This window comes from Alphaproteobacteria bacterium (assembly GCA_016722515.1).
Lineage (GTDB): Bacteria > Pseudomonadota > Alphaproteobacteria > Rickettsiales > JADKJE01 > JADKJE01.
Window position 1 is genome coordinate 979,609 of the sequence record JADKJE010000001.1, and the last position, 13,699, is coordinate 993,307.

Sequence of the window (13,699 nt, forward strand, 5' to 3'; positions counted from 1 at the left end):
ATGGCTCCCTAAGCACCTTCTAAAACTGGATATAACACGCCGTCTTCATTACGAAAAAGACTAACGCCAGCTTCAAAAGACACCTTTAATTTGTTTCAACGTTGTATTCAGCGTTAAATAAAGGTATATATACCCTTCGTTTTCAACTTCAAGGGTATAGCCCTCGCATTGTACCGGTTTATGGCCTCACAAACAAACATTATTTTTGGTTGTATGAAAAAACCTGATATATCACTATCATTATCCATATTGTTCAATAGGTTAAGCTTTAACTCATTCCGCGCAATTAGCCTGCTTATTTTGCTGTGTTCATTCCTCATTTTTCCACAATGGGCACAGGCAGATTTACTTCGTTACCAATGGGATACTTCTCGACCATCAACGCTCACTTTCAGTTTTTCAGAACGCGTCGATTTCCACGTTTTTTCATTAACGAATCCCAATCGCATTGTTATCGATGTTAAAGGTGCTACCTGGCCTGCATCACTTGCCGTGGACCAACCGAATCCTTCTTTTGTCCAATCCATCCGGTATCGCAATAAAAACGATCATGAGTCAAGAATCGTCCTCGACGTGAATACGCCTAATCTTTCCTGGACCCTTTCCAATAAAAATAATACATCCACGGAGCCGTTTGTAATTTCAATGACTATCAAGGGTAAAGAGTTAGAAGCAACCACGACTAAACATTCTCAATCCGGCAATGCAATACCATCTCCTCAACAGGAGAGCCAACCCAAAAAGAAAAATCCTCCAGTTGAGTATGATGGGAATATCAAAGAGGATCCTTCTTTATATATCCCTATCCCGGCCAACCCTTATGAGGAACTTGATGCACGTTCATCATCTGCGCCCCCTCCTCCCAAAGATGCAGTCCGCGCTGTTTTTTCTTCGCAACACCATATCCCACTCCCTGTTTTAAAGAATGCGGTAACAGAATCAGCCTCTAACCATTCATCATCAAGCGGACATTTTATACCCATACCTGCCTTAAAACCTGTAGCACCGTTACGAGTAGGAAGGGCACGCGCCCCTTATAAACCAGTTATTGTGATCGATCCTGGGCATGGAGGCAAAGATCCTGGCGCACAGGGACGGAGTAAATCCTGGGAAAAGAATTTAACACTTACTTATGGTTTAAGCCTAAAAAAGGCACTGGAAAAAACCGGAAAATATCGCGTGGTGATGACCCGAAGTACTGACGTGTTTGTCACACTTGGCGATAGGGTTGCTATTGCGCATAAGGAACATGGCGATCTTTTCATAGCCCTTCATGCCGATTCTCATAATGATCCCCTTACTCATGGGCTTTCCGTTTACACCCTTTCGGAAAATGCTTCCGACCAGGAAGCCGCACGTCTTGCAAACAAGGCAAATAAGGATGATGCGATTTCTGGACTGGATCTTCCCGACCAAAATGAAGATGCAACCGACATATTGATCGATTTAATTCAACGTGACACCCAGAATAATTCTATCCATTTTGCCGAATTGATTACATCAGAGCTGAGCAAGCATATCAGCTTATTACGTAATGCCAATCGATCGGCCGGCTTCAGAGTCCTCAAAGCTCCTGATATTCCTTCGGTTCTCATTGAAATGGGTTATCTCTCAAACCGAAATGAGGAAATGTTATTAAAAACAGCAAAATACCGCTCGTTATTCATCGATTCGTTAACCACAGCCATTAATAAATATTTTGCAGAAGAACGTGAAAAACAGTAGTGTATCAAATAAGATCAACAGAGGGGTGTTATAATGCTGCGGTGGATTAAGTTTTTTATCCTGAGTATCTTTCTAGCCATTGTCGCTGGGGGGATCAGCATTGTTGGCGTCTTATTTTATTACACAAAAGACCTTCCAGATTATAATCAGCTCTCCAACTATCAACCTGCCATTGTCAGTCGGCTTTATGCAGCCGATGGAAAATTGATGGAAGAATATGCCAAAGAAAATAGACTCTATGTCTCCATCCATGCAATCCCACAGCAATTGATCCATGCGTTTCTTGCCGCTGAAGATAAAAACTTCTTTCAGCATAGCGGCATTGATATGTACAGTATCTTTCGCGCTGGCGTTACCAATATCATGAATTACGGGCGCGAAGGTCAAATGGTGGGAGGATCGACTATTACCCAGCAAGTCGTAAAGAATTTCCTCCTAAGCAATGAGCGAACACTGGAACGAAAAGTCAAAGAAGCTGTGCTGGCCGTCCGTATTACCCGCAGTTTCAGTAAAGAACAAATCCTTGAGCTCTATCTCAATCAAATTTACCTAGGAAACCGCTCTTATGGTGTTGCCGCAGCGGCACTTAATTATTTTAATAAATCCATCAATGAACTTACGCCCGAAGAAATGGCTTTGCTGGCATCGATGCCAAAAGCACCTTCAGAATTTAACCCCTATCGCAATTACAAGCGCGCTAAAGAAAGGCGAGACTGGGTTTTGTCGCGTATGCTTGATGAAAAATATATCACCAAAGAAGCCTATCAGGTTGCAATAGAAGCACCTATACGGTTACGCTCACGTGAACAACATGAAATCGTAAAAGCTGATTTTTATGCCGAAGAAGTCAGAAGACGCCTGTTAGAAAAATACGGTGAAAAAATTCTGTATGAAGGTGGGCTGTCGGTACATACCAATCTTGACCCCACTCTCCAGGAACAGGCAACCCAAGCGCTTATTAAAGGGATCATTTCTTTTGATCATCGCAAGGGGTGGCGTGGCCCACTTAAGCATATTCCTCTTAGTTCATCATGGGCACAGGAATTACAGCGTTATAATTACTCCATTAACAACGATTGGCAAATAGCGATTGTCCTGAGTGTTTCGCAAGCAGATGCAACCATTGGTTTTAAGGATAAGAAAACCGGGATCATTCCGCTTTCACAAATGACATGGGCAAGCCATGAAGCAAATCCTTCTGCGGCCTCCATTCTTCATCCAGGTGATATTATTGCGGTCTCCGCAGTCTTGCCTCACGCTACATCACCATCTACCCTTGCCTTAACTCCTCCGGTCTATACGCTACAACAAATTCCAGAAGTAAATGGAGCTGTGGTTGTGATGGATCCCCATACTGGTCAGGTAAAAGCGCTTGTCGGCGGGTTTAGTTCAAAAGACACGCAGTTTAATCGCGCTACACAGGCTATGCGACAACCTGGATCTGCTTTCAAACCATTTGTATATCTGGCAGCGATGGAAAAAGGATTTACTCCAGCAACGATTGTCGTTGATAGTCCGGTAGAATTAGATCAAGGTCCTGGCCTTCCGATGTGGCGCCCTAAAAATTATTCCGGTGAGTTTTTTGGCCCAACACCACTGCGTCGAGGGTTAGAGGCTTCCCGTAATGCCATGACTGTGCAATTGGCACAAATGTTAGGCGTGGACAGCATTGTTGAAATCAGCAAACGATTCGGCGTACTCGATAACCCAGCGGCTAATTATTCTATGGTATTAGGCGCTGCCGAAACAACCTTGCTTCGTATAACCAGCGGCTATGCGATGATCATCAATGGTGGCAAACGCGTTTCACCTATACTTGTTGAACGTATCCAGGATCGCAAAGGAGCGACTATTTTTCGCCGGGATAATCGCCTGTGCGATGAATGCTCCATTAAAGAAGTAAACCAATTAACAGGGGTATTCCCCCCTGTGCTTGCCGATGACCGCCAGCAAATTACCGATCCTCAATCTGCCTATCAGGTTATCTCCATGATGGAAGGTGTCGTAAAACGTGGCACAGCCATGGCAGCGTTGCGATTAGGTAAAACGGTGGGTGGGAAAACCGGTACAACAAATAATAGTTATGATACTTGGTTTATTGGTTTCACCCCTGATATTGTGGTTGGCACCTATATTGGCTATGATATTCCCAAAACGCTTGGAAAAAAGGAAACAGGCGCATCTGTATCCCTTCCTGTGTTCATTGATTTCATGGAACATTACCTTAAAGACAAATCAGATATTCCCTTTCGTATTCCAGAGGGAATCAGCCTGGTCCGCATTGACCGTTTAACAGGCCAAGTGCCAGGACCTGATACACCAGAGAGCAATATTATGTATGAAGCGTTCAAGTCCAAGAATAATCCTTTAGGAGAAAGCACCACACCGGTGAATGTAACTGGTCATGATAGTGACTCACCCGTTCCTTCTGATAATTCATTGCCGCACGATACAGAGGGAATTTATTAGCAGCATCAGGTCTTACTTCACAGGATTCTTGACGTGTTCTCCCCCAATTGGCCCACCAAAAGGTGGGTCTGTTAACGTATAAATGATAATCCTAGAAAGTGAAGAACCAGCAAACTCAATTGTTATTGATTGAGAAAATTTGATTTGGGTGTCCTGCGGAGATTGGGTATATTCCTGTCATATCTTACGATCCAAGAAGAACAAGAACGGTAGGGAGTGTTTAAACATCCATCGTAATGGTCATGGCCGGCTACCATCATCGAGGGTAGTAAGGTTTCCTGGTAGCTTGATCCTGTCTTTGGTTTGTTGGTAACTCACCCCAAAACTCATGCCAGAAAGTCCGCCAGTGAAACTGCTGTCCTTTTTATACACGTAGCTGGATTTATAACCGCGGTCGGCTTCTACGGCAATACCGATATTATCTTGGGCCTTGATGTTAATATCATTGCCAGCCGTTAGCGTAGAGCCACGCAAACTTTCCTGATCTTGCTTGAATCCTCAATCACACACTCCACCAGTTCAATTGGTTTCATGGTGGGTTCGTGATTTATAGGCAAAACAAACAGGCTTTGCATGTCCTAGCCATGTTATTGAATGGTATCAGGTAATTTTTTCTGCAGCGCGAGATCAATTGTCAGATCTTTTGCACGCTGCGGCGACATTTTAGCCAATATCGGCGCTGCTTTCGCTTCTTTCATTTTATCAACGACCTGCAATAAAATAGGCATATCCATTTGATCAAATATTTTAGCAGCATCTTTGGGTTTCATATTTTCATAAATTTTGACTAGGCTGCGAATCTTAGCATCCTCTTTTTCATTATATTGTTTTAATAGATCGTCAACCTGAGTTTTCAGTTGTTCCAACGTTTTAATACGTTGGTCAACCCTTTCTTCGGTACTGGCCAGCAATGTTTCTTTGAGTAATAAATTTTTCTCACGGTCTTCTAATTGCTTGCGCCGATCTGCCAGGCTTTGCAGCAGCTTGACATCAATGGTTGGTTGCTCTTGAGGAGCTTGCTGGCTTAAGGGCGAATTTATAGATGACGCACCATTGGATACCGCATTGGTTGATACCAACTGTGGTGACTTTTCCCCCCCCTCATTCAGGTTAGCATCCGTGGCTGAAGCAGCTGGTGTGGCTGCAGCGTCAGTCGGGGCTGCTTTTTTGATATCTTGTGTTGGCGCAGAATCTTCCGATACTTTTGCATGGAGCTCTGAAACCAGAAACTCCTGAGTAAAGAAGCCTGATCCCAACGAAACGTCGACGATCTTGGCAACCAACAACATGGCCGAAAATCCAATGACCAGCGGTAATAATCGTATGTTCTGAGGAATATGGCGGTTTTTCATTAAGCATCCTCTGATTGTGCTTGCTCGGTAATCGATCGTGACGATTGTCGTGCTTTGGCAATCTGCTGTAATAACGATTCGATAGCCACATGGCGTTGTTTTTGATGGTCATCTTCAACTGTTTTAATTTCAGAGATGGGAAGTATTGCCGATAAACCATTGCGTACAGGCGGAGTAACCGTGGCAGGCTTGGCTTGTTGTTGCGGTTGAACGATGGAACGCTCCAAACGGTCGGCCACACGCACAGCACTGGTAGTGACGATAGACAACTCATCAATAAGATGCTGGGCTTTATCAATAGACCTACGCAGTTCACTGGTATCGCGATCAATCGATTTTAGATCACGCAAAATCCGATCAGCCTCACCGATGACCCGATCAAAATTGCCCACAAATCCTTCCAGGGCTTTTTTACTGCCACGAATTGAAGCAATTTTTTTGTTGAGTTGCCAACAAAAAATAATGGTCCACACTAACAAGACCGAAATGATGAGATCTAGAATTAACATCCAATTGATTCCCTGAGTTTTTTGTCGATAATTTTATCAATCTGCACCGCCACATGATCATCCATGCGACCTAACTTACCATAAAAAACATTCACACCTTTACAGCGTATGGCAATATCGTCATCAACAGCATGATCCAGTACCAGTGTACTACCAACTTTGATATTAGCAACATCGGAAAGATTCACCATTTTACTGTGAAGTACAGCCTCCAGTTGCATTTTGGAGTGGCCTATTTCACGCTCCACATGCGCTTCCCATACCGTATCATTACCATATTTTTCGCCGATAAAGACCTGGGTCAATAAATCACGGATTGGTTCAAGCGTCACATGAGGAAATAATATTTCGATATTACCGCCACGCTCTTCCATATCCACCCGCAACTGTAATAATATCACAGCATCAGCCGGTCTTGCAATGGTTGCAAAGCGTGGATTGGTTTCTAACCGTTCAAATTTAAAAGTAGCCGGAGTTAGCGGGTCAAAGGCCGCACCAATATCAATAAGCAGCAATTCCGAAACATAACGCATGATCGATTGTTCAATCGTCGTATAAGGCCTGCCTTCAATTTTGATCGGTTGCGTTGATTTTCTGCCGCCAAACAAGACTTCCACCATCGAATAAACAAGCGCTGTATCAATGGTCATCAACCCCATATTATTCCACTCGATGGCCCTAAACATCGTCAGCAATGATGGCATCGGAATAGAATTAATATAATCACCAAAACGCATGGAGGTAATAGAAGCAATTTCAATCTCGACATTATCTGCCGTAAAATTTCTCATACTGGTCGACGCCATGCGAACAAAACGATCAAAGACCACCTCAAGCATTGGCAAGCGCTCATAGGTTAAAAGGGCTTTATCAAGCATTGCTTGAATGCCAACAACCTGTCCTTCCGTTTGACCTCCGGCATCAAGGCCTAATAAATGGTCAATCTCATCTTGACGCATTGCCCGAGTAGGCTGTGCATCCCCATCCATCATCCTCTCGATCGGAGCGATACCTTCTGATGTTGCTTGCTTGATCTGTTCTTCTCCCATCCCCCACCTCTCTTATTGAACAAAAAATTCTCGGAAAAGAATATCATTCACTTTAGCAGGATACACGATTTTATTTAATCTAAGCAAGAGCTCTTGACGTAAATGGTACATGCCAGCGGAACCTCTTAAATCTTCCTGACGTAATTCACGAAGATAAATTTGAAAAATATCACGAATCCTAAGCATATTGTCTTCGATAGCCGCAACTTGAGCATCATCAGGTAATTCAAGTGCAATTTTCATTTTCAAAAACGATTGTTGCTTATGGGCTGTATTCAAATTGACAATGAATTCATCCATATCGTAATAGAAAACATTTCCCGGACCAGCTTGAAGGCGGTCTGATGTTTTATCATTTTTACCCTTTTTATCACCATGATTCTCCGTAGCCGCTTTTTCATGTTTGGCCGAAGAAGAGTCTTCCTTTTTACTGCTAGAAAGCACACCGGAAAACAACACGCCCCCCACAGCACCACCTAACACAACCACAGCTGCAATCACTATTATAATAAGCTTTTTCTTACTCGAACCCGCCTGAGAATGCCCCTCTTTATCGCCAGCATTGCTTTCATCTAATTCTTTTTTATCTTCATGATCTGCCATTGCGTCCTCTTCTCACTTTATAACTAATTTTATATCACTACATATCTGCACCCGATTTATCTATCATAAAAAGAAATTCAAATTTTTCCTATCAAATTTTTAATGAACAACAATCAATCCGGTTTTTGCACTTTCTCACAGCGCATTATTTATCCAGACGCTTCCCATCTTGGCATGATTCTTGCTTGTTATCCTGTGATTGAAACAAATGTTAGATTGATATGGATAATACAAATTATATTGCTCTTTCTCGTGAATTAAGCCTGGCACGCAAGCAGGAGACCATTGCGAATAATATTGCTAACAGCAACACACTCGGTTACCGCGGTGAAAAAATGCTTTTTGATACCTATCTGATAAAGCAATCCAAGGGGGAAAAAATTGCCTTCAGTCATGATGTGGCTACCGTTATAGATCCTTCCATTGGCAGCTTTAAAACAACCGATCGTGACTTGGATGTTGCTATCAATGGTCCTGGATATTTTAAAGTAAGCACACCACAAGGCGTTCGATATACCCGTGTAGGAAGCTTCCAAATTGACCAAACCGGTGCCTTAGTCACGGGACAAGGTTATCGTGTTCTTGACCCCAATAATCAACCCATTACGTTCCAAGATGAAGATTCCCAATTCAAAATTTGTGAAGATGGCTTGATCAAAGTAGGAGAAGAAGAGCGAGGCCAAATTGGCATTGTTCATTTTAATGATGAACATTTAATGGAAAAAGCAGGCCATACACTTTATCGAACAGCCCAACCGGAATTACCCCAAGACGAAAACGTGCGTTTAACTCAGGGAGTACTTGAAGAATCCAATGTCATTCCGGTCAAGGAAATGACCAACATGCTCGAAACCACCCGCAGCGTTACAACACTCAGCAATTTAATTCGTTCTGCTGATGAAATGGAACGCGGTGCAGTTCAAAAATTATCACAATCACAATAGAAGAGGAAACACACGATGGCCATGAGATCACTTAGTATAGCAGCAACAGGACTACAAGCCCAGCAGCTCCATGTGGAGGTAATATCGAACAATATCGCCAACATTAACACGAACGGCTTTAAGCGGCAGGAAGTTGAATTCCAGGACTTGCTGTATCAAAATGTTCAGCGTGCGGGAACCAATACATCTGATTCTGGCACTGTTATTCCTGCAGGCATTCAATTGGGGCTTGGTGTAAATGCCGGATCAGTCTATCGTATTTTTCAGCAAGGGACCATGAACCTAACTGGTGGAAAATATGACGTCGCCATTCAAGGTCGCGGTTTCTTTAAAATTGAACTACCTACTGGCGATTTTGCCTATACACGTGCCGGATCGTTCCAACCCAATACCGATGGCGACCTCGTCACACCGGAAGGTTACAAACTATCGCCAGGCATTAACATACCTGGCGATACGGTCGATGTCACCATCAGCCCACAGGGTGAAGTATCTGTTTTACAGATGGGACAAAACGCCGCAACCAGTGCCGGTAAAATTGATTTTCAATCCTTCATCAACGAAGCAGGATTGGAAGGCATTGGTGACAACCTCTTCCGCGAAACAGCGGCATCTGGTCCTCCCATTGATATTACGGCTGGCGATGCAGGAGCAGGAACATTTTTGCAAGGCTATCTTGAAGCCTCTAACGTTGACCCGGTCACAGAGCTGACTAATCTTATTACCGCACAGCGAGGATACGAGTTTAATTCAAAAGTTATTTCGGCTTCCGATGATATGATGAAAACGATCAACGAAATTCGTAACTAAGTTGAATAAATTTGCTATACTGGCATATGGGGGATCTATGATTAAGGTATGTATTGTGGGATTATGGGGGATGATGCTTATGCTTTCCGAAGCCGCTTTGGCTGAAGGAAGCGAGCATCAGTCTCAGCTTGAAGAACAAATCTCAACGGCTATTGCCGATGAGATAGGTGCCGACCGCATTAGCATTCATCTTGATCATACCCCCGCCACTTTGTCTCAATCACTGGATCAACCAGTGCTTGCTGTGAATCATGTGGATCGTTCAAAACATACATTTGATATCACAATAACCTATCCTGCTGCCAGTGAATCCTCCTCCTTGCCGGCAGATCATTTGAAAGGTAGCTATGATACGTGGAAACAGGTGCCCTTGGTAAAAATACCGATTGAAAAAGGTCAAGTCATTCATGAAGAATCCCTCACCACTCAATGGGTAAAAACGTCAACGGTTCCTCACGACACTGCCACCCAAATGTCGCAGATAACCAATAGCGTTGCCAAACGCTCGCTTGCAGAAGGAAAATGGGTCCGCACCCGAGACATCGAACAACCAGTATTAGTCAAACGCAATGACCTGGTAACGATTCTCTATAAAACACAGAATCTCACTCTTCAATCACAGGCTATTGCACTTGAAGATGGATCAAAAGGCGATCGCATCCGTTTGAAAAACGCAGAAAGCAAAAAAGAATTCATGGGTATTGTTGATGACCAGCATACCGTCCTTATTCCAACATCAGGTTAAACCATGCAACGTTACCCCATTTTTTATTCCGTTCTATCATGTATGTCACTGATCTTTACCCTATCTGGCTGTCAAACTGCGCTGGACAGGCTTAACCATGTAGGCGATACCCCACAGATGCACCCCATCGAAAATGCATTTGCCGAAGGCGTTGATAAAAAGATCGAATGGCCAGAGGAAGATTTGCAGACTCCTCAACCCCGTATGGCCAATTCGCTATGGCAACATAATTCTCGCTATTTTTTCCAGGATCAGAAGGCCAGGCGGATTGGCGATATTTTAAAGGTGAAGGTAAAATTTAAAGATAAAGCTGAATTAAACAACCAAAGCACACGTAACCGCACCACCAAAGAAACCTTAGGAGCCCCCAATATTTTAGGGCTTGATAAAGGTCTTACCAAATTAATGCCCGGCAAACAGGATCTTACTTCCTTACTTGATATCAGTGGTTCTAATAATAATTTGGGCAATGGTGCCGTTAAACGCGGAGAAAATCTTGAGACCGAAATTGCCGCACTGGTAACCCAGATTTTGCCTAATGGCAATCTGGTAATTCGTGGCAAACAGGAAGTACGTATCAATTTTGAAGTTCGCGAAATCACCATTGATGGCATCGTCAGGCCTGATGATATCAGTTCTGAAAATTCAGTTGGTGCCGATCAAATTGCAGAAGCCCGTATTTCATACGGCGGACGCGGACAAATCACAGATGTCCAACAACCGCGATATGGTACGCAGCTGTTAGATATTATTGCACCTTTCTAAAAACTCTAGCACAATAAGAAGAATGATCGAGAGGGAGAACATTCATGCATCGTCGTTACGTAGAGCATCGAGAAAATTTTAAGACAGATTTCAAACGTCGTTTTTACGGAGTTGAGACTTATAAAATAACCATGTTATTTCTTGGAATTTTTGGGCTACTGACCGCACTTTATTTTTGGTTTGATCAAGGCAATCCGTTTCTCTTTTACACTAGTCTTTCAATTTTTGCAGGCCTTTACGTCGTGATTCTTTACTGGCAAATGCACATGAATGATATCATCATGGCAACCGAGTTCCAGTCGGCTTTATTTGCTAGTGCTTCACGCCTTAATGCCAATTTCAGCCTGATTGTACGCCAGGATGGAACTATCGTGTATGCCGATGAGGATTATTTTCAGTATTTTAATCAAGATCTGCATGACGGCCATACGGGTATTTCTGCACTAGTGGATAATCCAGCCGTTGAACAACCAACCAGAGAATTGATTATTAATGCTATCAATTCCGGTAAAGTCTCAGCACTTGAATGCCGATTAAGTATTGCTCTTACGCCACAAAAACCAAAAGAAATCACCGTTGAACCATTCACGCTTTTTGTCAAACCGATCACACGCCCTTCAGGATATTGTTTTATTGCTGGCCACCATCTTCCTAATCGCGTTGATAATACCACTGAAATTCTCGATGTGCTCGACACAGCCTGCCTGATACTGGATGCCGAGGGAGTCATTACCTACCATAATTCCTACTTACATATTTTATTGGGTTACCCCAACAACCATTCATTTTCAAAAACGCACCTGTTGGATTTTGCCAGTGATCCAGCCAGTATCAAGGATATTTTGTCTGCACCAGCATGGCATGGAACCTTGTCATTCCATAAAAAAAATGGTGAATTAGTCGAACGAAGTGTGCACAGCGTCAGACAAACAATAGACGATCATAAGGTTCGTATTTGTCTGGTGCTTTCTCCTGTTTATTTTTTACCTCCTAAAGCAGAAATACTTGCTCCGGCAACGACCGCAACGGTCGCGTCTCCTTCCTATACTGCGGATACTTCAACGATTGAAGAATGTGTAAAATCTTTTCCCATTGCCAGTATTATCATCGATGAAGATGGCTCCCTTATCTGTTCAAACAAAAGCTTCCGTGATTTATTAAAATTGGATGAATCACAAACGACCCCCATAAAAATTCAGGATATTGCACATCTCAATACACGCCACCTGGTGGATTCGTTGTTGGCAGGCCATGCCCAACCTTTCCCTTTAGAATTACATTTTATGTCAGGAGGCATTATTCCTACTTTTGCTTACGCAAATCAGATCAGTGGCCATTCGCAAGAACATCGTTCACGTAAATATATTCTTTTCTTTATTGATATTTCCGATCGTAAAGAGCTGGAACAACGCATGAATCAAACCCAGAAAATGCAGGCTATTGGCCAGCTTGCCGGAGGCATTGCCCACGATTTTAACAATTTGCTGACAGCTATGCTTGGTTTTTGTGATTTGTTACTGCAAAAGCATCCTGCTGGTGACCCATCGTTTGTTGAAATCATGCAAATCAAACAAAACTCTACGCGCGCCGCTAACCTCGTGCAGCAGCTTTTGGCATTTTCACGCAGGCAGACACTTCGTCCAACGGTCATGGATATCACGGATGTTCTAGGTGAACTTACGAATTTGCTACGCCGTTTAATTGGTGAAAACATAGAATTAAAAATGCACCATGAACGAAATATTTGGTTAGCAAAAGTAGATCAAAGCCAGCTTGAACAAGTCATTATTAACCTGGCAGTTAATGCCAGGGATGCGATGAATGATGGTGGAAAACTTGAGATCACTACACAAAATGTGACCATCGGCAAAGAATTTTTGATTACTCCAGACATGGTGATGCCTACGGCAGATGACAAAGCTATCGCAGGTGAATTTGTGCTGGTGCAAATCAAAGATACCGGTCATGGTATCCCATCAGATATTATCACTAAAATTTTTGAACCCTTCTTCTCTACCAAAGAAGTTGGATCAGGAACCGGACTAGGACTGGCTACTGTTTACGGCATTATCAAGCAAACTGACGGACATATTATTGTCCAAAGTTCACCTGGCAATGGCACTATTTTTAGCCTTTTGTTCAAAAGACATATAGCCGAAGCAGGAGACGAGCAAGGTGATAAACAGGAAACCTCAGGAGCTACCAATCTAGGTACCAGCACATTAAATAATGACCTCACCGGTGAAGGCATTATTTTACTGGTGGAAGATGAAGCTGCAGTACGCGCATTTGCAGCACGTGCTTTATCCAATAAAGGCTACACAGTTTTAGAAGCTGGAACGGGGGAAGCTGCGCTTTCCATCGTTGAAAAACGTGGCAAAGATATCCAGATTATTATTTCCGATGTCGTCATGCCGGGTCTCAATGGCCCTGCCATGGTTGAGCGAGCCAAACGGATATTCCCGCATCTCAAGATTATTTTCATCTCCGGTTATGCTGAGGAAGGATTGGTAGGATCGTTCCAAATCCGCAAAAAATATCACTTCCTGCCCAAGCCATTCACGCTTAAACAATTAGCATCTAAAGTAAAAGAAGTATCCTTGGAGAAGGAAGACACATCCGAAGCGTAAGATGCATGATTTATCGAGTCCCTTTCCACCCCAGATTCATGCTAAAGAATCAAGCTACTCCCCGTGGACAGAGATGAGATTTTGCTATCCAAGAAGAT

At 43.1% G+C, this 13,699-nt stretch carries 12 protein-coding genes; 7 read left to right on the forward strand and 5 right to left on the reverse strand.

The features are described from left to right. Positions 1-213: 213 nt before the first annotated feature. Both IPP74_04515 and IPP74_04520 read left to right on the forward strand, forming a co-directional pair. Positions 214-1,725 (forward strand): N-acetylmuramoyl-L-alanine amidase, encoded by a 1,512-nt coding sequence (locus tag IPP74_04515; GenBank protein ID MBL0318541.1) that lies wholly within the window; start codon positions 214-216, stop codon positions 1,723-1,725. 36 nt (positions 1,726-1,761) lie between these two features. Then, on the forward strand, positions 1,762-4,194 hold the full coding sequence (locus tag IPP74_04520) for a penicillin-binding protein 1A (GenBank protein MBL0318542.1): 2,433 nt from the start codon (positions 1,762-1,764) through the stop codon (positions 4,192-4,194). A gap of 240 nt (positions 4,195-4,434) precedes the next feature. On the opposite strand, the gene IPP74_04525 is transcribed toward IPP74_04520, so the two are convergent. The 5 genes from IPP74_04525 to IPP74_04545 all read right to left on the reverse strand — a co-directional run bounded on the left by IPP74_04525 (position 4,435) and on the right by IPP74_04545 (position 7,707). Continuing rightward, the gene (locus tag IPP74_04525) at positions 4,435-4,668 is read right to left on the reverse strand and encodes a hypothetical protein (GenBank protein MBL0318543.1); all 234 of its coding nucleotides are present in this window, start codon (positions 4,666-4,668) and stop codon (positions 4,435-4,437) included. A gap of 113 nt (positions 4,669-4,781) precedes the next feature. Continuing rightward, positions 4,782-5,546: a hypothetical protein gene (locus IPP74_04530; GenBank protein MBL0318544.1), complete on the reverse strand. Its 765-nt coding sequence runs from the start codon at positions 5,544-5,546 to the stop codon at positions 4,782-4,784. Continuing rightward, a complete protein-coding gene (locus IPP74_04535; GenBank protein MBL0318545.1) occupies positions 5,546-6,055 on the reverse strand; it encodes a hypothetical protein in 510 nt (169 codons plus the stop codon). Before IPP74_04535 ends, IPP74_04530 begins: the two co-directional genes overlap by 1 nt. Then, on the reverse strand, positions 6,049-7,104 hold the full coding sequence (gene fliM / locus IPP74_04540; GenBank protein MBL0318546.1) for a flagellar motor switch protein FliM: 1,056 nt from the start codon (positions 7,102-7,104) through the stop codon (positions 6,049-6,051). Before fliM ends, IPP74_04535 begins: the two co-directional genes overlap by 7 nt. A 12-nt stretch (positions 7,105-7,116) precedes the next feature. Next, complete coding sequence (locus IPP74_04545) at positions 7,117-7,707, reverse strand: flagellar basal body-associated FliL family protein (protein MBL0318547.1); 591 nt, start codon at positions 7,705-7,707, stop codon at positions 7,117-7,119. A gap of 221 nt (positions 7,708-7,928) precedes the next feature. On the opposite strand from IPP74_04545, the gene flgF reads away from it, so the two are divergent. The 5 genes from flgF to IPP74_04570 all read left to right on the forward strand — a co-directional run bounded on the left by flgF (position 7,929) and on the right by IPP74_04570 (position 13,601). After that, complete coding sequence (gene flgF, locus IPP74_04550; protein ID MBL0318548.1) at positions 7,929-8,651, forward strand: flagellar basal-body rod protein FlgF; 723 nt, start codon at positions 7,929-7,931, stop codon at positions 8,649-8,651. Between the two features lie 21 nt (positions 8,652-8,672). After that, a complete protein-coding gene (gene flgG / locus IPP74_04555) occupies positions 8,673-9,461 on the forward strand; it encodes a flagellar basal-body rod protein FlgG (GenBank protein ID MBL0318549.1) in 789 nt (262 codons plus the stop codon). A 37-nt stretch (positions 9,462-9,498) separates the two neighbouring features. Next, complete coding sequence (gene flgA / locus IPP74_04560) at positions 9,499-10,206, forward strand: flagellar basal body P-ring formation protein FlgA (protein ID MBL0318550.1); 708 nt, start codon at positions 9,499-9,501, stop codon at positions 10,204-10,206. A 42-nt stretch (positions 10,207-10,248) separates the two neighbouring features. Further along, a complete protein-coding gene (locus IPP74_04565) occupies positions 10,249-10,971 on the forward strand; it encodes a flagellar basal body L-ring protein FlgH (protein MBL0318551.1) in 723 nt (240 codons plus the stop codon). A gap of 1,283 nt (positions 10,972-12,254) precedes the next feature. Further along, on the forward strand, positions 12,255-13,601 hold the full coding sequence (locus IPP74_04570; protein ID MBL0318552.1) for a response regulator: 1,347 nt from the start codon (positions 12,255-12,257) through the stop codon (positions 13,599-13,601). Positions 13,602-13,699 lie beyond the last annotated feature (98 nt).

What these genes read in the sequence shown, in the direction of transcription:
- IPP74_04535 (MBL0318545.1), bottom strand. Translation starts at nt 6,055, where the DNA reads ATGTTAATTCTAGATCTCATCATTTCGGTCTTGTTAGTGTGGACCATT.
- IPP74_04545 (MBL0318547.1), bottom strand. Translation starts at nt 7,707, where the DNA reads ATGGCAGATCATGAAGATAAAAAAGAATTAGATGAAAGCAATGCTGGC.
- flgF (MBL0318548.1), top strand. Translation starts at nt 7,929, where the DNA reads ATGGATAATACAAATTATATTGCTCTTTCTCGTGAATTAAGCCTGGCA.
- IPP74_04565 (MBL0318551.1), top strand. Translation starts at nt 10,249, where the DNA reads ATGTCACTGATCTTTACCCTATCTGGCTGTCAAACTGCGCTGGACAGG.
- flgG (MBL0318549.1), top strand. Translation starts at nt 8,673, where the DNA reads ATGAGATCACTTAGTATAGCAGCAACAGGACTACAAGCCCAGCAGCTC.
- fliM (MBL0318546.1), bottom strand. Translation starts at nt 7,104, where the DNA reads ATGGGAGAAGAACAGATCAAGCAAGCAACATCAGAAGGTATCGCTCCG.
- IPP74_04570 (MBL0318552.1), top strand. Translation starts at nt 12,255, where the DNA reads ATGTCAGGAGGCATTATTCCTACTTTTGCTTACGCAAATCAGATCAGT.
- flgA (MBL0318550.1), top strand. Translation starts at nt 9,499, where the DNA reads ATGATTAAGGTATGTATTGTGGGATTATGGGGGATGATGCTTATGCTT.
- IPP74_04530 (MBL0318544.1), bottom strand. Translation starts at nt 5,546, where the DNA reads ATGAAAAACCGCCATATTCCTCAGAACATACGATTATTACCGCTGGTC.
- IPP74_04515 (MBL0318541.1), top strand. Translation starts at nt 214, where the DNA reads ATGAAAAAACCTGATATATCACTATCATTATCCATATTGTTCAATAGG.